General features: G+C 61.7%; 18 protein-coding genes. 9 read left to right on the top strand and 9 right to left on the bottom strand.

Features of this window, described 5'->3' with window-relative positions:
• Nucleotides 1-27 precede the first annotated feature (27 nt).
• Nucleotides 28-1503, bottom strand: a complete 1476-nt coding sequence (locus C9F12_RS16135; protein WP_108449554.1) for an oligopeptide:H+ symporter — start codon at nucleotides 1501-1503, stop codon at nucleotides 28-30.
• 349 nt (nucleotides 1504-1852) lie between these two features.
• Between C9F12_RS16135 and C9F12_RS16130 the strand changes: the two genes are divergently transcribed.
• The 6 genes from C9F12_RS16130 (at nucleotide 1853) to C9F12_RS16105 (ending at nucleotide 7723) form a co-directional block, all read left to right on the top strand.
• Nucleotides 1853-2707 carry a phosphotransferase gene (locus C9F12_RS16130; protein ID WP_162816507.1) on the top strand — a complete coding sequence of 285 codons (855 nt, stop codon included), beginning with the start codon at nucleotides 1853-1855 and terminating at the stop codon, nucleotides 2705-2707.
• A 297-nt stretch (nucleotides 2708-3004) separates the two neighbouring features.
• Complete coding sequence (locus C9F12_RS16125; RefSeq protein ID WP_108449553.1) at nucleotides 3005-3919, top strand: allantoinase PuuE; 915 nt, start codon at nucleotides 3005-3007, stop codon at nucleotides 3917-3919.
• A 67-nt stretch (nucleotides 3920-3986) separates the two neighbouring features.
• The gene (locus C9F12_RS16120; RefSeq protein WP_108449552.1) at nucleotides 3987-4799 is read left to right on the top strand and encodes a transporter substrate-binding domain-containing protein; all 813 of its coding nucleotides are present in this window, start codon (nucleotides 3987-3989) and stop codon (nucleotides 4797-4799) included.
• Nucleotides 4800-4876: 77 nt separating this feature from the next.
• A complete protein-coding gene (locus C9F12_RS16115; RefSeq protein WP_108131989.1) occupies nucleotides 4877-5548 on the top strand; it encodes an amino acid ABC transporter permease in 672 nt (223 codons plus the stop codon).
• A 13-nt stretch (nucleotides 5549-5561) separates the two neighbouring features.
• A complete protein-coding gene (locus tag C9F12_RS16110) occupies nucleotides 5562-6377 on the top strand; it encodes an amino acid ABC transporter ATP-binding protein (RefSeq protein WP_108449551.1) in 816 nt (271 codons plus the stop codon).
• A gap of 101 nt (nucleotides 6378-6478) precedes the next feature.
• Nucleotides 6479-7723, top strand: a complete 1245-nt coding sequence (locus C9F12_RS16105) for a cysteine desulfurase-like protein (protein WP_108449550.1) — start codon at nucleotides 6479-6481, stop codon at nucleotides 7721-7723.
• Nucleotides 7724-7861: 138 nt separating this feature from the next.
• On the opposite strand, the gene C9F12_RS16100 is transcribed toward C9F12_RS16105, so the two are convergent.
• Nucleotides 7862-8578 carry a GntR family transcriptional regulator gene (locus tag C9F12_RS16100; RefSeq protein WP_052704264.1) on the bottom strand — a complete coding sequence of 239 codons (717 nt, stop codon included), beginning with the start codon at nucleotides 8576-8578 and terminating at the stop codon, nucleotides 7862-7864.
• A 330-nt stretch (nucleotides 8579-8908) separates the two neighbouring features.
• Here C9F12_RS16100 and C9F12_RS16095 point away from each other — a divergent pair, with 330 nt between their 5' ends.
• Complete coding sequence (locus C9F12_RS16095; protein WP_108449549.1) at nucleotides 8909-10198, top strand: aminotransferase class V-fold PLP-dependent enzyme; 1290 nt, start codon at nucleotides 8909-8911, stop codon at nucleotides 10196-10198.
• A gap of 38 nt (nucleotides 10199-10236) precedes the next feature.
• Here C9F12_RS16095 and C9F12_RS16090 read toward each other — a convergent pair whose 3' ends face one another.
• Nucleotides 10237-12003, bottom strand: coding sequence for a SulP family inorganic anion transporter (locus tag C9F12_RS16090; RefSeq protein ID WP_108449548.1), 1767 nt, complete (start codon nucleotides 12001-12003; stop codon nucleotides 10237-10239).
• 114 nt (nucleotides 12004-12117) lie between these two features.
• Here C9F12_RS16090 and C9F12_RS16085 point away from each other — a divergent pair, with 114 nt between their 5' ends.
• Together C9F12_RS16085 and C9F12_RS16080 are read left to right on the top strand one after the other, a co-directional pair.
• A complete protein-coding gene (locus tag C9F12_RS16085; protein WP_045991673.1) occupies nucleotides 12118-12954 on the top strand; it encodes a LysR family transcriptional regulator in 837 nt (278 codons plus the stop codon).
• A 243-nt stretch (nucleotides 12955-13197) separates the two neighbouring features.
• Nucleotides 13198-14055: a DUF3800 domain-containing protein gene (locus C9F12_RS16080; RefSeq protein ID WP_240184277.1), complete on the top strand. Its 858-nt coding sequence runs from the start codon at nucleotides 13198-13200 to the stop codon at nucleotides 14053-14055.
• A gap of 722 nt (nucleotides 14056-14777) precedes the next feature.
• Here the strand turns inward: C9F12_RS16080 and C9F12_RS16070 are convergent.
• From C9F12_RS16070 to C9F12_RS16045, 6 genes are read right to left on the bottom strand one after another with little or no spacing between them, the layout of a single operon-like run.
• Nucleotides 14778-15197 carry a cytochrome c gene (locus tag C9F12_RS16070; protein WP_108449627.1) on the bottom strand — a complete coding sequence of 140 codons (420 nt, stop codon included), beginning with the start codon at nucleotides 15195-15197 and terminating at the stop codon, nucleotides 14778-14780.
• A 31-nt stretch (nucleotides 15198-15228) separates the two neighbouring features.
• Nucleotides 15229-16089 (bottom strand): YCF48-related protein, encoded by an 861-nt coding sequence (locus tag C9F12_RS16065; protein WP_108449546.1) that lies wholly within the window; start codon nucleotides 16087-16089, stop codon nucleotides 15229-15231.
• A 23-nt stretch (nucleotides 16090-16112) separates the two neighbouring features.
• Nucleotides 16113-16856, bottom strand: coding sequence for a cytochrome c biogenesis protein CcdA (locus C9F12_RS16060; protein ID WP_045991676.1), 744 nt, complete (start codon nucleotides 16854-16856; stop codon nucleotides 16113-16115).
• Nucleotides 16857-16874: 18 nt separating this feature from the next.
• Nucleotides 16875-17255 carry a hypothetical protein gene (locus tag C9F12_RS16055; RefSeq protein WP_185696437.1) on the bottom strand — a complete coding sequence of 127 codons (381 nt, stop codon included), beginning with the start codon at nucleotides 17253-17255 and terminating at the stop codon, nucleotides 16875-16877.
• Nucleotides 17252-17815, bottom strand: coding sequence for a TlpA disulfide reductase family protein (locus C9F12_RS16050; protein WP_071211088.1), 564 nt, complete (start codon nucleotides 17813-17815; stop codon nucleotides 17252-17254). The genes C9F12_RS16055 and C9F12_RS16050 overlap by 4 nt, the downstream gene beginning before the upstream one ends.
• Nucleotides 17816-17830: 15 nt before the next feature.
• On the bottom strand, nucleotides 17831-18088 hold the full coding sequence (locus C9F12_RS16045; RefSeq protein WP_240184276.1) for a DUF411 domain-containing protein: 258 nt from the start codon (nucleotides 18086-18088) through the stop codon (nucleotides 17831-17833).
• Nucleotides 18089-18318 lie beyond the last annotated feature (230 nt).

Raw genomic sequence — 18318 nt, 5'->3', positions numbered from 1 at the left:
CCAGCGCTGGCCGACCCTGGCGGTAGCTCAGTCCGCGCCGCGCATGGCCCGGCGAATGAACGGCAGGCAGGCCGCCAGTAGCAGGGCGCTGACGCCACCAATGGCTGCCATGGCAATAAAGTAGCCGACTTCGGTGTCCTCGGTATAGAAGGCGCCGAGCTTGCCGCCGGCGGCGAAGCCGAGCGCCAGCGAGAGAAAGAACAGCGCCATCATCTGGGTCTGGAAGGCCCGCGGCGCGAGCTTGGTGGTCACCGACAGCCCGATCGGCGACAGGCACAGCTCCGAGGCGGTGAAGCCCAGCAGCAACAGCACCAGCATGGCCAGCGGCATGCTCGCCCCTTCGCTGCCGAGAAACGGCAGGTAGCCGAGGAAGGTGGCGCCGATGATCGCCATGGCGATCACGAACTTGCCGGCCGACGACGGCTGGCGCTTGCCCAGCGTCGTCCACAGCCAGGCGAACCCCCCCGAGAACAGGATGATGGTCAGCGCCTGCACCGACACCAGCCAGCCCACCGGAATCTCCCAGCCGAACAGGCTGCGATCCACGCGCTGATCGAAGAAGGCGGTGATTACGGTGTAGGACTGGCTGTAAAGCGCCCAGTAGGCGGCGCTGGTCAGAAACAGCGGAATGAACGCCAGCACCCGGCTGCGCTCCTCGGGGCTTACGTGGGTGGAGCGCAGGATCACCGCAAAGTAGCAAAGTGCGGCCACCGCGATGATGCCAAGCATCACCCCGGACAGATTGTCGGCACGGATCCAGCCCGCCAGGGCCGCGCCGACCACTAGGGCGAGCACCACCAGGGCGATGCCCAGATAGCGCTTGAGGGTCGCCGGCGCGATGGGGTCCGGCGCGGCCTTCTGATCATCTGGCAGCCCCTTGCGTCCCGCCGTGTACTGGGCCAGACCGATCGCCATGCCCACGGCGGCGATGCCGAAGCCATAGTGGAAGCCGGCGTTCTGCTGCAGCAGACCGGTCAGCAACGGGCCGACGAAGCCGCCGATATTGATACCCAGATAGAAGATCGAGAAGCCGGCGTCGCGCCGGGGGCTGCCGGGCTCGTACAGGGACCCCACCAGCGCCGAGCAGGTGGCCTTGACCCCGCCGCTGCCCAGCGCCACCAGAATCAAGCCGGCGGTGACGCCGTAGACACCGGGCAGGATGGCCAGGGCGATATGCCCGAGCATGACCACGATGCCCGAATAGAACAGGGTGCGTTCGGCGCCGAACACCCGGTCGGCGAACCAGCCGCCGAGGATGGTGGCCAGATAGACCGAACTGCCGTAGGCACCGACGATACCGATGGCCACCGACTGGTCGATCGCCAGGCCCCCACGGCTGGCCTCGTAGTACAGGTAGATCAACAGGATCGCCTGCATGCCATAGAACGAAAAGCGCTCCCACACCTCCATGCCGAACAGGGTGGCGAGAGGCCAGGGATGGCCGAAGAAGCGGCGTTTGCCGCTGTCGCCGTGCTGGCGGGCGGCGGCCTCGGTGGTTTTCATCGGGAGCTCCTGCTTTGACGAGAAAATCGGAACGAAAAATACATTTTCCGCCCATGAAAACCCTAAAGCGTTGCGAATTACAGGGCAAAACCCATGTCCGCGATCGGAAAGGCCACGACGAAAAACGACAAGCGGGAGCGAGGACGTTGGCTCACAGCAAAACGAGCGGAACTGCTGCTGCACAGTGATGCTCTGGAGACAGCCCGTCGTGGGGGAGAAGGCCTGCCTGGCTGGGCGGCACGGGCCCCGCCCCTTTCGACGCATAGCCCGCCCCTTTCGGCGCATAGGTAGTACACTTTTAGCGTGCTACTATCCGCGCGAATGTGCAGGGATAACGTCAGAAGGCGACATGATAAGAACGTTTTTCAAGAAAAAGGTGGCCGAAACGCCACTGGGGAGCATCACCGTCCAGGACCGGACCATCACCGATCTGACGCCTCTGGGCAGCAAGCATTCTCCCGGCATGACCAAGGCCGGCCGGCTGTCGTTTGCCGGCTGGATGAACGGTCGCAAGGTCAAGGTCTATAGCGCCTTCTCGCCGCGTCAGATCGCGTTGAGTCACGCCATTCGCGAACTGCCGGCGTCGGGGCTCAGCTTCCCGGCGATACTCGCCCACGACGACGAGCTGGTCGTCGAAGAGTGGATCCAGGGGCCGTCTCTCAAGCAGATCGAACGCTCCCGGGCAGACAAGGCGCCTATCGCTGCGGCGGCGGAGGCGGTGAATCGCTTTCTCGAGATGACGCAGTCGGACGAGCGTTTTCGCGCCCTGGCCGACGAGCACGCCGGGGCCTTCTGCTACATCGACGACTACCTGCTCAGACGGGTGGACTGCTGGAAGCACCTGGATGCGATCGGTAGCTTTCTGGCCCGCTGGCAGCGTGAGGACGATCGCCACCGCGCAGCGGTGGGCGCCAGGCTCAGCCATCCTGACCTGTCGCTGGCCAATATCGTGATGGAAGAAGGCAGCGGCCGCTTTGTGGTGATCGACAACGAACTGGTCGGGGTCGGCCCGGGCTGGGTCATCGACTGGCACAATTCCTTCCTCAAGCGGCGCAGCATGGCCGACGCCCCCGTCGTGCCCGAGGCCATCCGCCCCTTCATCGACCTGACCTGGCGCCTGCGTCTGCTCGGGTCCGCGCTGTCCACCGGCAAGCTTCATCGAGCCATCGAGCAACTGGACGCCGAGACCGCGCCGAGCTGGTAGTGCCCACAACAAGGCGCTGCAGGCCCCCGCCGGCAGCGCCTTCCCGCCTCTCGATTGCTTTCCTTCCCGTCGAGTCCCAGGCCGGGGTTCGACTACCTGTTCAGCAGGCCCCAACCCCATACCCCATACCCCATACCCCACCATTGGCTAGTTGCCATTTGCGCTGCGAGTACGGTTGTGCTTTATTGTTCACATCGCACGCAGAATTGCGTGCAATCCTGACAAGGCCGCCAGACGGTCGATAACAACACCAACAATCAGGGTCGTCGCATGCTTGGCGACCTCAGGAGAAACGGGATGCTCCCGCAGCGTGATCTGGTCGGCTACGCCGATACTCCCCCCACCGGGGCCTGGCCCAATGGCGCCCGCCTGGCGGTCAATATCGTGGTCAACTACGAGGAGGGCTCTGAAAGGTCCTTCGCCATGGGCGACGACGACCAGGAGTCGATGACCGAGTGGGGGAGTTACGTAACTCCCGCTGGCACCCGTAATCTGGCGATGGAGTCGATGTACGAGTACGGCTCGCGGGTCGGCATCTGGCGCATCCTCGACATCCTGCGCGAGGCCGACGTGCGTTCGACCTTCTTTGCCTGCGCGGTGGCGCTGGAGCAGAACCCCCGCGTTGCCCGTGTCGCCAGCGCCGATGGCCACGAATTCTGCAGCCACGGCTATCGCTGGGAGGAGGTCTTTCGCCTCAGCGAAGACGAGGAACGCGAGCACATCCGCCTCGCCATCGAGTCGATCGCCGCCACCACCGGCAAGCGCCCGGTGGGCTGGTACTGCCGCTACGGACCCAGCGTGCGCACCCGGCGCCTTTTGGTAGAAGAGGGTGGCTTCCTCTACGACTCCGACGCCTACAACGACGATGTACCCTACTTCACCGAGGTGGCGGGCAGTCGTCAGCTGGTGGTGCCCTACACCACCGACATGAATGACTTCCGCTTCTGGCTTTCTCCTGGGCTTACCTCGGGGCGCGAGTTTCTCGACAACCTCAAGGAAGGCTTCGACGTGCTGTTCGAGGAGTCGGCCCGCGGCCCCAGGATGATGTCCGTCGGCCTGCATCCGCGCATGGTCGGGCGCCCCGGCAAGATTCGCGCGCTCAAGGACTTTATTGCCTATGCCCAGGCCCACGAGGGCGTATGGTTCGCCACCCGTGAAGAGATCGCCCGGGCCTGGCTTGCCCGGGAAGGTGAAGTGACCGGCGTCGTCTGACGTCGCCGGTGAACCCCGTGTTTTCTGCTGTACCCGCAACAACGACAATAACCAGAGGAAATATCCCATGAGCCTTTCCTACAAGACCTTCTCCAAGCGTTCCCTGGCGCTGGCCACCGCCCTTTCCGCCGGCCTGGCAGCAGGCGGCGTGATGGCAGAGACCCTCAAGGTCGGTGCCAACATCGGCAACCTGCCCTGGGAGTTCCAGGACGACAGCGGTGACTACGTCGGCTTCGAGATCGACCTGGTCAACGAGGTCGGCAGCCGCCTGGGCTACGACGAGGTCGAGATCAGCAACATTCCGTTCAATGGCCTGTTCTCGGCGGTACAGTCCGGGCGCATCGACGTGGCGGTGTCCTCCATCACCATCACCGACGAGCGTCTGGAGTCGGTGTCCTTCGCCCAGCCCTACTACGACAGCGACCAGTCCCTGGCGACCCACACCAGCAAGGGCATCAGCGGGCTCGAGGACCTGGACGGCAAGGTGGTCGGCGTCGATACCGGCTCCACCGGCGACATCTGGACCAGCGAGAACCAGGAGCAGTACGGCATCAAGGAAATCCGTCGCTATGAAGGCCTGCAGCCGGCCATGCTGGACCTGTCCAGCGGCCGCCTGGATGCCTACATCTCCGACATTCCGGCGGTGCAGTACTACGTGCGTGACAAGCCCAGCCTCGAGGTGGTCAGCCGCATCCCCAGCGGTGAGCAGTACTCGATGATGTTCGCCAAGGACGCCGAGCTTGCCGCCAAGGCCAGCGAAGTGATCAGCGAACTCAAGCAGGAAGGCTTTGTCGCCGAGCTGCACGAGACCTGGTTCGGCGCCGCTCCGGATGCCGGCACCAGCACCGTCGAAGTGCGCGATATGCCTTCCGCCCAGTAAACCTGGCCCAGCAAGTCCCGTGGCCGCGGCGGTGACCGCCGCGGCCAGCGTATTACCCTCGATCGTGGAGACGATCCATGGACCTGGTCCAGACATTCTTCAACTGGGAGGTGCTGGTGCGCACCTTCCCGATGCTCCTGCAGGGGCTCGGCATGACCCTGATGCTGGGCTTTCTGAGCATTCTGCTGGGGCTGATCGGCGGGCTGGGACTGGCGCTGTTGCGCCTCTACGGCCCCAAGCCGCTGCGTTTTCTCACCATCGCCTACATCGATGTCTTTCGCTCACTGCCGGTGCTGGTGTGGCTGGTCATCGTCTACTACGCGCTGCCGTTCGTCGGCATCACCCTGTCACCGTTCGCCGCGGCCTGTACCGCCCTGACCATGATCTCCAGCGCCTACGCCGCCGAGATCTACCGCGCCGGTATCGAGGCGGTGCCACGGGGCCAGTTCGAGGCCGCCCAGTCGATCGGCCTTAGCCAGTATCGGGTGATGTGCGACGTGGTCCTGCCCCAGGCGATCCGGCTGATCATTCCGCCGCTGACCAGCAACTGCATCAACGTGATGAAGGACACCGCCCTGGCCTCGGTGGTGGCCATGCCCGACCTGCTCAAGCAGGCCACCCAGGCCCAGGCGCTGGCGGCCAACCCGACACCGCTGATCGGCGCGGCGCTACTCTACCTGGCGGTGCTGCTGCCACTGGTGCGCCTGGTCGGTCTGCTCGAGAAACGCTTCGCCCAGGGCCGGGCCTGACAGGAGAGCTGCCATGATCAATGAAACCCGGACAACCCAGGGCACTACCCAGGGCACTACCCTTCCCCCGCTCGAGGCTGGTCTGCCCGAGGCGCCCAGAGCGATCATCTCGCTCGAAGGGGTCAACAAGTACTACGGCGACTTCCACGCCCTCAAGAACATCGACCTCCAGGTACGTGAAGGCGAGGTGGTGGCGATCCTCGGCCCGTCGGGCTCCGGCAAGTCGACGCTGATCCGCTGCATCAATCATCTGGAGGCCTACAGCGCCGGCGACATCTACGTCGACAGCGTGCGGGTCCAGCCCGGCCCCGAGCTGATCGAGGTGCGCAAGGACGTCGGCATGGTGTTCCAGAGCTTCAACCTGTTTCCCAACATGACGGTGCTGGAGAACGTGACCCTGGGACCGATCCGGGTGCGTGGCATGAGCCCGGGGGATGCCCAGGCGCGGGCCAAGGAGTTGCTGGAAAAGGTCGGCATCGCCGAGCAGATGTACAAGTATCCAAGCGCCCTGTCCGGCGGTCAGCAGCAGCGGGTCGGCATCGCCCGGGCGCTGGCCAATGAACCGCGCGTGTTGCTGTTCGATGAGCCCACCTCGGCGCTGGACCCGGAGATGGTCGGCGAGGTGCTCGACGTCATCAAGACCCTGGCCGGCACCGGCGTGACCATGCTGCTGGTGACCCACGAGATGGGCTTCGCCCGCCATGTCGCCGACCGGGTGATCTTCATGGAGGCCGGCCAGATCGTCGAGGAAGGCGCTCCCGAACAGATCTTCTCGGCGCCGCAGGAAGACCGAACCCGCGCCTTTTTCCAGTCGGTGCTGGCTCACTGAGTCGTGGCGCCTGTTCGACGGCTGGCTCGGCACTTGTTTCGCCCCGGCCTTGTCTCTCGACGTCCATATATCGCCTCTCGACCCCTATTCAAGGACTTCCCATGTCACTCGATTCTTCCTCAGACGCTCGCCTTGATCTGACACACGTCAGAGCCCAGTTTCCCTCGCTTGAAAGCGACTGGGTGTTCATGGACAACGCCGGCGGTGCCCAGGTGCCGAAGATGGTGGTGGAACGCATCAGCGACTATCTGCTGGGCGACAACGTGCAGCTCGGCGCGAGCTGCGCCCCCAGCCAGAATTCCAAGGCCAAGGTCGACGCCGGCCGTCAGGCGGTGGCGACGCTGGTCAATGCACGCCACGTGGAAGAGCTGGTGTTCGGTCCCAGTTCGACCATCCAGTTCCGCCTGCTGGCCGACGCCATGGCCAGCCAGTTCGACCCGGGTGACGAGATCATCGTTACCAACACCGACCACGAGAGCCACGTCGGCCCCTGGATGCGCCTCGAGCAGCGCGGCGTCAAGCTGCGCTTCTGGAACTGCAATCCCGAGACCCTGGAACTCGAGCTGGACACCCTGGCGGAACTGCTCAACGAGCGAACCCGCCTGGTCTGCGTGACCCACGTCTCCAACCTGCTCGGCACCATCAATCCGATCAAGCGGATCGCCGCCATGGCCCACGAGGCCGGCGCTCGCATCTGTGTCGATGGGGTGGCCTTCGCCCCCCACCGGGCCATCGACGTCCAGGACTGGGATGTCGACTACTACGGCTTCAGTCTTTACAAGGTATTCGGTCCCCACCACGCGGTGCTCTATGTGAAAAAGGAGTGCCTGCTGGAGCTGGATAATATCTATCATCACTTCTTTACGCGTGAGCAGATTCCGGGAAAGATGGAGCCGGGAAATCCCAACTACGAGCTGACCTACGCCGCCACCGGTATCCTGGATTATCTGACCTCGCTGACGGGCGATAATGGTGAAGGTAGCAAGCGGAAAAAGCTGGAAACAGCCTTCGATGCCATCGCCAAGCATGAAGCGATATTGAGCAAGAAACTGCTCGATTATCTCTCTGGAAAAGAAGGCGTTCGCATCATCGGAAGGCGGGATGCCGATATCGAACATCGCGTCGCGACCATCAGCTTTACCGTGGAAGGGCATCAGTCTGACGAGATCGTGCGCAAGATCGACGAGGCCAAGGTAGGAATCCGCTACGGCGACTTCTATGCCCGTCGCCTGACCGAGGACCTCGGTCTGATGGACATCCAGGGCGTGGTGCGGGTGTCCATGGTGCACTACAACACCGAGGCCGAGGTGGACCGACTGATCGAGGCGCTGGACGCCGCACTCTGAGGGCGTGGGCCAGAAGCTGGCAATGACGTCGTGGAAATGCAGAAAAGGGGCTTCTGGCCCCTTTTCTGCTACGCATGTCCCAGGCTCAGGGCCGGCCCTGTCTCCTGCTTAGGCGGGTTTTTCGGCCTGGCCGGCCCTTTAGCCCAGCGGATCGTCGATGTCGATATCGTAGATGTTGGCCTCGGCGCGGCGGCGCTCGGACAGGTCCAGGCTGTAGAAGATGTGTCGGCAGTGTTCCATCATCGACGCGGCGGCGCCCTCGGCGTCGCGCTTTTCGATCAGATCGACCAGGGACTGATGCTCGTGGGTAAGGCACAGCACGCCGGTGGAGCGTTCGTAGAGCGACTGGATGATGCAGAAGCGTCGAATGATTGGACGCACGATGGCGATCAGCTCGTCATTGCCGGTCAGCTCCGCCAGCATCAGGTGGAAGTCACCGGAGATGCGATTGACGCTGGGCTGGTGCTCCTCGAAGACCTGATGCTCCAGCGCCAGGTGGCGGCGCAGGGTGGCGATACCTTCGGCGTCGATGCGCTCGCAGGCGATCCGCGCTACCGCGCCCTCGATATGCAGCCGCGTCTCGAAGATATCGTAGGCTTCTTTCACCGATGGCAGCGAGACGAAGGCGCCCCGGTGCATCTCGAAGCGTACCAGACGCTCCGCCGTCAGCCGGTTCAGTGCGCGACGTACCCGGCTACGCGGCGTCTTGAAGGCGCTGGCGAGCTTGGCTTCGTTCAAACGCTCGCCAGGACGCAGACGCTTGTCGATCAGGGCGTCGACGATGCGGTCATAGACGAGCTCCTCGGCCAGGGCTTCCGGCTTGGATGGTGCAGCGGAGGTGGCGTCACTCGTCATGGCATTGTCTCGCCAGAAGGCTCGCCCATCATCAGGGGAAAATCACCGGGATGGTTGAGCATTGTGAAAGGTGAAATAGCGTCAATTTACGGCCGTCGTGCAAGGGACAGATTATCACGATGTCACTCGAACGGTAACGTTGGATCGACCAAAGTTCAGGCGCCCAGTGTGCTGCATTTTTGCCATCCGGTCAGCCAGGGCGTACTACTATAAGCAAGCTTCTCGATAACTCCGGACGAACCAGGAAGGATCGGGTAGCGTCCCTTGCCTCGTTCTGGCGCCCGGCTGGGGGTGAGGTTCGCTGTTCCGCTGCCACCAAGGAACGATCAGATGCAGACATTGAAGCCTTCCAGCAAGGCCAGCGTGGCGGTATTTGACGACGCCCTGATGAGTCAGGTGCGCGCTCGCTTTCACCACGTCGACCGCTGCCCCTACACCGGCCCCCGGATATTCTTCGAGAACGCCGGCGGATCTCTGACGCTCAAGGCCGTAGTAGCACGCATGGGCGAAGTCGCCGCGCTGCCGGACAACGATCATCGCGACAATGACGCCTCCCGGGCCATTTCGTGCATGATCGATGACGGTCGCGACGCCATGGCCAGCCTGCTGGGGGTGGAGGACGGCATCGTGTTTGGCGGCGAGACCGGCACCGAGTGCCTGTTCCGGGTGATTCGCGCCGCCGCCAGTGCCGCGCCAGCGGGTGGCAACATCGTCGCCTGTGAGCTCGAACATCCCGCCACCTTTGATGCCACCGCGCAGTGGGCCCGGCGCACCGGCAGGCAGCGGTTGACGGTGCCCTTCGATCCGCGTCAGGGGCGCGCCACCGCCGAGGACTATGCCCGCGTCGTGACGCCGGAGACCCGTGTGGCCACCGTTTTGCACACCAGCCCGGTGACCGGCATGACCCAGGGCGTGGCCGCCATCGCCGAGGCGATTCGCGCCATCGCACCGGATTGCTACATCATCGTCGACGGCATCCAGCATGCCCCCCATGGTGCGTTGGCGGTATCGCACTACGGCGTCGATGCCTACGCGGTGTCGCTGTACAAGGTGTTCTGCCCGTTCAACGACGGCTACGCCTGGGTCTCGCCGCGACTGGGTTGCGTCGATCACGACCGCCTGGCGGGCAAGCCGGATGACGCCTGGGAGCTGGGTAGCCGCGATCCTGCCGCTTGGGCCGGCGCCCACGAGATGGTCCGCTATCTCGAGTGGCTGGGAGGACACTTCACTGACAAGAGCGACCGCCGTCAGCGCCTGCTGGCCGCCGGCCAGGCCATGCATGACCAGGAGGCCGCGCTGATGCGTCGGCTGATCGACGGAGCCGATGGTGTCACCGGACTCAGGGACCTGCCCGGCGTTACCCTGATCGGCGAGGCGGATTCGCCCTGGCGGGAAGGCGCGGTTTCGTTCTGCGTGAAGGACCGAGACGCACTGGAGATCGTCGCCGAGCTCGGCAAGCGTGGCATTCGCGTCCACGCCCGCAAGGACGACGCCTACTCCGGCAATATCCTGCGCCCACTGGGCCTGCCCTCGGTTACCCGGGTGTCATTGGCCCACTACAACACCCCATTCGAAGTGGACGCCTGTCTGGCGGCGCTGAAGGACGTCCTCGGAGCCTGAAGCGGCTCCGCTGCTTCGTCCACCCGGTCCGGCGCTGATCAGACCTGGCTTGCCAGGACACCGAGTTCAGGAGATGGCTTCGACGCGCACTCGCCGAAGACGCGTTTGGCGCAGCCCTGGCAGACGTCTGGATTCAGTGACAGAGCAATCGAGGTGATGGCCGCCTCGGTGGTCTCGAAGAAGCGCGCTTCGCCGATTCTCTTCAGATCCCCGCGACGGCACAGCTCATCCATCACCGTACCCTTGAGCGAGCTGATCATCAGCTCGCCCCCCTGGTCCGTCAGGCGACGGACCTCCTGCAGCAGCATCTCCACGCCCGCCGTGTCGATGAAATTGATGCCCTTGCCGATGATCAGCGCACGGGAGCCCGGCTCGGCGGTGAAGGCGCGAAGATGCCGCTGTACATGGTCGGTGGCGCCGAAGAACAGCGAGCCGTCGATGCGCAGTATCTTGAGCTGTGGACACTGCTCGAGCTGGTAGCGTCTGACGTTGCGAATGAGCCGCCGGGGATGATCCTGGCGCGGCGCCACTTCCATGACGGTAGGGCGCGAGGTGCGCTTTAGATAGAGCACCAGTGACAGCAGCACGCCGATATAGATGGCGAACTCCAGTGCGACGAGCAGGGTAGCGGAGACGGTGGCGACCAGCACCATCGCCTCGTGGCGACTGACGCGCACCAGATGGACGATATGCGGGACGTCGATCAGGTTCCAGGCGATCAGCAGGATGCCTCCAGCCATGGCGGGTAGCGGCAGGTAGGCGGTGATGCCCGGGGCGAAGATCAGGATCAGCGACAGCAGCAGGGCGGCGAACACCGAGGCCAGCGGGGTGCGGGCGCCTGCGTCATAGTTGGCACCGGAGCGGGTGAAGGAGCCCGAACTGGCGTAGCAGGAGAAGAAGCCCCCCACGATATTGGACAGGCCCTGGCCGATGAATTCCTGATTGCCGTCGATCACCTGACGCGAGCGCAGGGCAATGGCGCGGGCGATGGATACCGCTTCGATCAGCCCCAGCAGGGCGATGGCGAAGGCGCCGGAGGTCAGCACGCGCAGGCTGTCCGGCGTCAGTTCGGGCAGCGTAACGGGTGGCAGGGTCCCAGGCAGGGTGCCGACCAGCGCCACACCGTGGGCGGCGCCATCCATCAACCAGCAGGCCAGGCTGCCGGCGGCCAGGCCCAGCAGCAGGTGAGGACTACGACGATGGAGGCGTCGTGCTACCAGCGAGGTGATCAGCGAGATCAGCCCGATGGCCAATGCGTAGAGGTTGATATCCGGCAGCGCCCGGAACAGCGCTGACAGCTCGGCCAGGAATCCCTGAGCGTCGATGGACACGCCAAGCAGGTGCTCCATCTGACTGGTGGCGATCAGGATGGCCGCACCAGAGGTGAAGCCGATGACCACCGTGTGGGAGATGAAACTCACCAGATTGCCGAGGCGCAAGAGCCCCATGGCCAGCTGGATCAGTCCGACCAGGAGCGTGATGGTCAGCGCCGCTCCCAGGTATTGGTCGGGTGTCAGCGTGCCGAGGCCGCCGATCACGCTGGCCAGCACGATTGAGAGCGCCGCAGTGGGGCCTGAGATCATGTGCCAGGAACTGCCGAACAGCGCCGCCACCGTGGCCGCGACGATCGCCGTGTAGAGCCCGACCTCCGGTGGCAGCCCGGCGATGAAGGCATAGGCCACGCCCTGTGGCAGTACCAGGATGGCGCCGGTAAGGCCCGCCATCATGTCCGCCGACAGGGTGCGGCGGTCGAGGCCACGTCTCCAGCGCAGGAAGGGCAGATAACGCTTGGGGGACGACGCCATGGCGGAACCTCAGGTGGGCAGAAGTAGGGGGTCGGGCAAGCCTAGAGAAATGCGGGTATCCTGAAAAACAAAATTTTTTGCGCTTCACGAACAAAAAAACCGCATAGGTGAGCCGTGGATACCCAACTGCTGAAGACCTTTCTCGAGGTCAGCCGGCTGCGCAATTTCGGCAAGGCCGCAGAGAGCCTCTGTGTCTCGCCCTCGACGGTCAGCGCACGTATACGCCAACTCGAGGCGCAGCTGGGGTTGTCGCTGTTCAGCCGCGGCCATCACCACATCGGTTTGACCCCTGCCGGGGAGCGCATGGAGCGTCACGCCCGCTTTCTGCTCGACGCCTGGGAGCGAGCCTACGAGGACACCGCCCTGAGCGAGCGGCACCAGCGGCGTCTGGTGGTGGCGGGGGTCGCCAGCCTCTGGGATATCTTCCTGCAGGACTGGCTCGCCACCATCTATCGCGCCTACCCGACCCTGGGCGTTCGCGCCGAGGAGAGCACCCCGCTGCGGGTGGTCGAGAAGCTGGAGCGCAACATGGTCGACGTCGGCTTCCTCTACGACACCCCGCGCATCAGTGGCGTAGGGGTCGAGGAGGTGGCGACCATCCCGCTGGTGATGGTCTCAAGCCAGCCGGATAGACGCGCCGAGCAGGCAGTGGGCGAAGGCTACATCCGGGTCGAATGGGGCACGGCGTTTGCCAGCATCCACGAGAGCAGCTTTCCGCAGCGCCAACTGGCGCGCGGCAGAGTCAACAGCGGCCGCATCGCCCTCGGCCTGCTTCTTGAGTGTGGCGGCGCCGCCTACCTGCCCCAGGACATCGTCGCCCCCTGGTGTGACCGGCAGCGGCTGTTCGTGGTCAAGGATGCGCCCGTCATCGAGCTAAAGGCCTATGTGGCCTACCACTGGCACGGCGAGCACCGCGAATTGATCAGCGAGTTGATCGAGCATCTGGGGTGATCTGCTATGGAGTCTGTGTTGCTTGCGCAGGTCGCTGCGTCATTGTTCCTGAGCCTTGCTCAAGCAACTGATCGGTCGGGGGGGAGTGAAGGCGCTGTTCTATCTTGGCCTTCCGCAATCACTTGGCAGAGAAACTTTCGCTGGGAGTTAAGGAAGCCGAAGCGGATGGCGTTTGATAGTAGTATTTTGGATTAGAGAGATGGAAGTTCCTTTAGAGCTTGGTGCGGAAGAGAGGTGGTAGAGATGAAGGATGGTGAGGCGGGTCAACTTCCCCTTTTTGAGTTCAGTGAGGAAAATGTTAATGTTTCGAGATCTAGTACAGAGTCATCTGATGAAATGCATGATGAATTCGGGAAATATATCGTATATGTAGACAAAAGTGGCGATCATGGTCTTTCAAGTATTGATCCAAACTATCCAGTCTTTGTTCTAGCCTTTTGTGTTTTTCATAAGCGTCATTATAGTGAAGCAATTGTTCCTTCTTTGGAAAAGTTCAAGTTCAACTATTTTGGGCATGATCAAGTGGTTTTGCATGAGCATGAGATTCGAAAGGAAAAAGGAGCATTTAGTTTTTTCAAAAATCGAGATCATAAGAACCAGTTCATGACGGGGCTGTCTGGCATCGTAGAAAAAAGCAATTTTATCCTTATTAGCTGTACTATAGATAAGCGGGAACTGAAGAAGCAGAATGGTAATAAATCAAACCCATATCGTCTTGCTTTACGTTTCTGTATGGAAACTTTGTACGAATTTCTTCAGGAAAAAGGTGAGGAAAATAAAAAGACTCACGTAGTGGTTGAGTGTCGAGGGAAAAAAGAAGATAGAGAACTGGAGTTGGAATTTCGTCGGATCTGTGATGGAAGCAATCAGGCAGGGATTCAACTGCCATTTGACGTGGTGTTTTCCGACAAAAAGACCATGTCTTCAGGACTTCAGCTTGCGGACCTCGTCGCCCGTCCTATCGGTCTAAAAGTTATTAGAAAAGAACAGAGAAACAAAGCGTTTGATATACTGAAAAAGAAGTTCTATTGCGATGGTGGCCGGGAAGATGCGGGAGATGGATACGAGGGAAGGGGTATGAAGGTCTATCCGGAAACCTGAGTTCGTATCGCTAAGGCTTGTCTGAAAAGTGTTTGCGCTTGCCGGCTTTTTTGATAAGCCTAAGCATGTACACAAAAAAGCGAAAAGCCCCGATGAAACCACCGAGGCTGTAGCGCCGACCGGGAACTCCCAATCCACTTGACTATCATGCTAGTAGATTCGCTAGCCAGGGTCAAGACGTCTTCTGTGCTGAGCGCTCGGCTGGCCTTGGCGGATACAGCGGCCCTCACTCAATATTCTGAATCTGAAGATGTAATTTGATGTTTTTTTATTTATAAAACAGTTGGTTGGTTTTATTTTGTGCATAGTTTTTTGTTTGTTCCTACCCATCTTACTCCCCATCTGGTAGGAGAGAGACAGTCCTAGCTGAGAGCAAATGCAAACCTACCACAATCAGCTCAAGGTGACGCTCTCGCAGGGGGCTTCGTGCGTGCGATAAAATGTCCACCATCTCTGGGCTGGTATTGAGAGTAATGTCAGCAGCGTAGTGGTGAAAATGCCGCTACTGACCTTGGGGGCGTGCATGATGTCCTGTTCAAGGCTTCCCAGACACCGTTCGCTGCGGGGAACCTTCTTCTTGTTCTGTTGCTGAGCCTGAGCGACAGAAATCTGCTTCATCGGTTGGCTTTGGTCAGACAGTGGCAAGAAAGCCAGGTTTTACCCTGCGGTTGACTCTCCGTCAGCTGCGGAGGTGTTTACGCAGCGCTTCCCTAGCCCCACAGCTAATCACTCTGCGACGGAAATGGGGCTCCCTCGCTTTCTTCCGCCTGATGACGTCGTTGCTCCGGCGTCCATAGCGTCATGAGATAGTTCACCACGGAGCGGATCTCGGCGGGGGTCAGGACATTCTCGAAGGCCGGCATGGTGAGTCTCTCGGTCTTGTTCCAGGGATCGCGCCATCCCTCGGCGACGATTCGGTAGAGCATCGCATCGGAGTGTTTCCAGGTATGCCCCTCCGGCCCGTGAGGGGGAGCGGGCAATTCGCCCTGGGCATTCTGGCGCTCCCAGTTCGGCTGGCCCTCGCCCTCGCTGCCGTGGCAGCTGGCACAGTACTGCTGGTAGATCCTTTCTCCCTCTTCCAGCCGAGAGGTATCGCGCGAAGAGGCGCCACCCCCCGCCATGGCCTGCCAGGCGGCACTCATCAGCAGCCACGTTGTGACAAGGATCAAGCGCTTACGCATCGAGGGGTGTCCAGGTTTGGCCCTGATCTTCGCTGCGCATGAGCTCCCCCTCGCGATCCAGGGCGTAGAGCGTTCCTTTCGGCGCAAGCGCAAGCGTGACGAACGTCGGGCCATCACCCTTTACTTGCTGCCACTCCTGGCCGCCATTGACGCTGCGCCACAGTCCTTGCTCCGTGGCCACATAGACGTGCTCGGGATCGTCGAGCTTGTAGGCCAGATCATAGACCCTGCCTGCATCGAGCTCTCCGGTCGGTCGCCAACCGCAGAAGCAGTCCATCGACAGGCGAACCGCATCGTCGGACACCGCATAGATCCAGCCGGTCTGCATGCTACCCTCCATATCGGAGTGGACGAGCCGACGAACGGCCTGGGCAGGACCGCTATCCATCTTCTTCCAGGTCGTGCCGGCATCTTCGCTCTGGTAGAGGCCGTCATCGACGACAACAGCATAAAGCGTTTCTGGCTGGTTACGATGCACGGTGAATGCGATAACGTTTTGGCTAGGCAGACCCTCATCGATCTCGTGCCAGCTTTCTCCCTGATTGATGCTGCGCTGCACTCCGATCGAGGGGCCCGCGATATAGAGAGCCTGTTCGGCGGTTGCCGATACCGTCACCAACCGTCCCTCCGCTACTTCGTCGGGCAAGGGAATCATCGTCCAGGCCGCTCGGCCATCCGTGCGTTCGAAAAGCTGGTTGGCCTGGACCTTGAGCAGCCGTTCGCCTGTTTGGTCATAACTCAGCGACGGCAATGCCTCCTCGGCGGCCCCGGCCATACTGACGAAGCTCAGACTGGCCATGACCCAGCTCGTCAGTGACAGGGCACGCCAGAAGCGACTCGTGATCTTGTTCATTGCAATATTTCCTCGAATAATGGCTAGCCGATGCTGCCTAGCGCCGGGAAGGTGCGCAATAACCAATAGGACAGCTCGGTCAGTTTGCCGGTGATCATCAAGATGCCCATCAGGATCATGATCAGCCCGGCCGCCAGATGCGTGACCCGGCCCCAGCGGCGCAGAAATTTCTGGTGTTGCAGGAAGCGATCGAGTGACACCGCCGTCAACAGAAAGGGCACCCCCAGGCCCAGCGAATAGATGCCGAGCAACGCCATTCCGCTCGGGGCATTGGCCGTCGAGGCGCTGACGGTCAGAATGGCGCCCAGGATCGGGCCGATACAGGGGGTCCAGCCGAACGCGAACGCCACACCCAGCAGATAAGCCGCACTGGGCCCCCCGCCCGCTTCCTTAAGCCTGCCGATAAATCGCCATTCTCGCTGTAACCAATGCAGCGGAATGAGCCCGGTCATGAAGGCACCGAACAGGATGACGATGATACCGCCGACCAGGTTGGCTTCCTGGCGGTAGACCAGCAGCAGGCGACCGATGGCCGTGGCACTGGCACCCAGCATCAGGAATACCGTGGAGAACCCGAGCACGAACCATATTGACTGGGTCAATACCCGGAGCCGCTCCCGCCGGTCCGCTTCCCGTATCTGCCCCAGCGAGCGCCCGGCCACGAAGGAGAGATAGCTAGGCACGAGCGGCAAGACACAGGGCGAAGCGAACGAGGTCAGGCCCGCCAGAAAGGCCGTGGCCAGGCCGATATTGGCAACTTCCCACATCCCCCCTTAATCCCGTGGCTAGGCTTGGAGCTTGGAGTCGGGGCGCTCGGATGGCACCTGGTGATCCGCTGCTTGGCGATTGGCAGATGCCGTCTCCGTGGTTACCGCGGTAGAGGCTTCCACGTTGGCTTGGACGTCAGGGGCTTCGCCCGGCTCGGTAGCCTTGCCTTTCTTGTCCTTGCATTTCAGCATACACATTGCTCCACACATGACGAGGCAAGGCAACAGGGTCACCAGGATAGGGGCGATGCCCAGCAGGACCAGTTGATCCCAGCCCATGGCAAGACCACCAGCCACCGCCACAGCGCCCAGCAGCATCCAGCGGCGTGGGCCTGTTACCAGGCCTTTCAGTCCGGCTTTCTCTTGGCCCTTTTGGGGCTTGTCGTCACAGCAACTCATGGCGCGTCCTCCTGGGTGGTTTCTATGGTTTCGGCAAGAAAGTCGATCATTTCAGGGGTATCCCACTCGGCCTCCCCGACCAGGCGTCCGATCTCCCTGCCCTGGCGGTCGAGCAGAAGCGTCGTGGGAATACCCACGGCACTGAGGTTCGCGCTGGCCATGCCGGTTGGATCGACGTAGGGAGCGAGATGCTCGATCCCCACCTCCTGATAGAATTCGTTGACGACCTCGATGCCTTTGCGATCGATCGAGAGTGCGACGACCTCGAAATCCGTACCACCCAATTCAGCCTGGAGGGCATCCAGGGTGGGCATTTCCTCGCGGCAAGGGCCACACCATGTCGCCCAGATGTTGAGCAGGATCAGCTTTCCTCCGAAAGTGGTCAGCGTCAGCGGGGTACCGTCGCCAGCCTCGAAGCTAATTTCCGACACCTCGCGTGGGCTTTCCCAGAGAAGAAACCCATTCGGCCCCACACGTTTGGGTGGTTCGGCGACGGCCAAAGAGGTGATCATTCCCCACAATGCCACCGCTACCCAACTGGTCCCGATCAGTTGTCTCATGACCAAGGCTCACCTTCAGTGGGTGGCGTAAACTTCAGGGGTATCGGTCGGCTGAAAGGCCAGGGTGTAAACCTCCAGTGGGCCCTGTTTCTCGCCCGACATCCCCGGTGAGCCAAGTGGCATTCCGGGTACGCTCAGGCCTTTGATGAAAGGTTTCTCTTCGAGTACCTGGGTGACGCTTTCCACGGGTACGTGGCCCTCGAAGACATAGTTGTCGATGAGCGTGGTATGGCAACCCTGCAGTTTCTCGGAAACATCGTGTTCGGCTTTCATCTTCGCGAGATCGTGAGTATCGATTGTCTCCACTTCGAACCCGTTTCGTTCGAGATACTTGGCATATTCGGCGCAACAGCCACAGTTGGGGTTCTTGTAGAGGGGGCGGTCTCAATGAGCAAGTGCAACACCTGATCGATCAGGTACGCTATCGCTATGACTCATTGCTACCACCACCTTACTGCTGAAGAACGTGCCACCATCATGCTGATGCGTGAAGGTCACTCGAT

The sequence above is a fragment of the Halomonas sp. BN3-1 genome, from assembly GCF_003056325.1.
Taxonomy (GTDB): Bacteria; Pseudomonadota; Gammaproteobacteria; order Pseudomonadales; family Halomonadaceae; genus Halomonas; species Halomonas litopenaei.
The sequence above is the reverse complement of the archived record's forward strand: the minus strand, read 5'-3'. Positions and strand labels throughout refer to the sequence as shown.

Coding starts and splice junctions, on each gene's coding strand:
- C9F12_RS16135 (WP_108449554.1), bottom strand. CDS start 1,503: ATGAAAACCACCGAGGCCGCCGCCCGCCAGCACGGCGACAGCGGCAAA.
- C9F12_RS16130 (WP_162816507.1), top strand. CDS start 1,853: ATGATAAGAACGTTTTTCAAGAAAAAGGTGGCCGAAACGCCACTGGGG.
- C9F12_RS16125 (WP_108449553.1), top strand. CDS start 3,005: ATGCTCCCGCAGCGTGATCTGGTCGGCTACGCCGATACTCCCCCCACC.
- C9F12_RS16120 (WP_108449552.1), top strand. CDS start 3,987: ATGAGCCTTTCCTACAAGACCTTCTCCAAGCGTTCCCTGGCGCTGGCC.
- C9F12_RS16115 (WP_108131989.1), top strand. CDS start 4,877: ATGGACCTGGTCCAGACATTCTTCAACTGGGAGGTGCTGGTGCGCACC.
- C9F12_RS16110 (WP_108449551.1), top strand. CDS start 5,562: ATGATCAATGAAACCCGGACAACCCAGGGCACTACCCAGGGCACTACC.
- C9F12_RS16105 (WP_108449550.1), top strand. CDS start 6,479: ATGTCACTCGATTCTTCCTCAGACGCTCGCCTTGATCTGACACACGTC.
- C9F12_RS16100 (WP_052704264.1), bottom strand. CDS start 8,578: ATGACGAGTGACGCCACCTCCGCTGCACCATCCAAGCCGGAAGCCCTG.
- C9F12_RS16095 (WP_108449549.1), top strand. CDS start 8,909: ATGCAGACATTGAAGCCTTCCAGCAAGGCCAGCGTGGCGGTATTTGAC.
- C9F12_RS16090 (WP_108449548.1), bottom strand. CDS start 12,003: ATGGCGTCGTCCCCCAAGCGTTATCTGCCCTTCCTGCGCTGGAGACGT.
- C9F12_RS16080 (WP_240184277.1), top strand. CDS start 13,198: ATGAAGGATGGTGAGGCGGGTCAACTTCCCCTTTTTGAGTTCAGTGAG.
- C9F12_RS16070 (WP_108449627.1), bottom strand. CDS start 15,197: ATGAGTGCCGCCTGGCAGGCCATGGCGGGGGGTGGCGCCTCTTCGCGC.
- C9F12_RS16065 (WP_108449546.1), bottom strand. CDS start 16,089: ATGAACAAGATCACGAGTCGCTTCTGGCGTGCCCTGTCACTGACGAGC.
- C9F12_RS16060 (WP_045991676.1), bottom strand. CDS start 16,856: ATGTGGGAAGTTGCCAATATCGGCCTGGCCACGGCCTTTCTGGCGGGC.
- C9F12_RS16055 (WP_185696437.1), bottom strand. CDS start 17,255: ATGAGTTGCTGTGACGACAAGCCCCAAAAGGGCCAAGAGAAAGCCGGA.
- C9F12_RS16050 (WP_071211088.1), bottom strand. CDS start 17,815: ATGAGACAACTGATCGGGACCAGTTGGGTAGCGGTGGCATTGTGGGGA.
- C9F12_RS16045 (WP_240184276.1), bottom strand. CDS start 18,088: ATGAAAGCCGAACACGATGTTTCCGAGAAACTGCAGGGTTGCCATACC.